The organism is Phormidium sp. CCY1219 (genome assembly GCF_035615515.1).
Classification (GTDB): Bacteria; Cyanobacteriota; Cyanobacteriia; order Cyanobacteriales; family Laspinemataceae; genus CCY1219.
Genome location: NZ_JAJENT010000574.1, coordinates 1 through 538, shown reverse-complemented (window position 1 = coordinate 538; position 538 = coordinate 1). Strand labels below are relative to the sequence as shown.

At 46.3% G+C, this 538-nt stretch carries 1 protein-coding gene; it reads left to right on the top strand.

Features of this window, described 5'->3' with window-relative positions:
- Window positions 1–182: 182 nt before the first annotated feature.
- The coding region (locus LKK83_RS16025; protein ID WP_324632225.1) for a hypothetical protein at window positions 183–538 on the top strand (356 nt) is incomplete at its 3' end.

Here is a 538-nt window from a genome sequence, read left to right as displayed (position 1 = left end):
ATGTGCTGACTTATGCGGCGTTCTTGATTGCCTCTACGGCGAGTAAGTTCGGTTGATGAGGCTCTAACTGCCTGATTTAGCCATAAAAAATCCCCCGCTTTTTGGCGGGGGATTTTTTATGGGCATTCCCACTCATCCCCAATTGCTACCATACAGATGAGGAAACTGGATATTTCAGAAACATGCTGGTATTTTTGATGCACGGAACCTCCGTGCGCGATGTAGACTATTCGCAAAAAATGCAAGGGTTTATTTTCAACGAGTTTATGCAGCGGGGAGAACGCTCCATGCCAAACTTCTACCCTTGCTTTTTGGGAGATATTATCGGCGAAGACGAACTCTGGGACTCGGTGTTGCAAGATTTGGCACTTTATCAATGGGAATATCCCTCTATCGAAAGCGATCGCATCTTCTCTTATCAAACTTTTCGACAAAAACTGATTACCCAAATTTTTGGCGATATTTTTACCGAGAATCGGCGTAAAGCCCCCGGATTTATCCGTGGGGATATAAGCCGAGCGACTGACCCCCGGTCCCC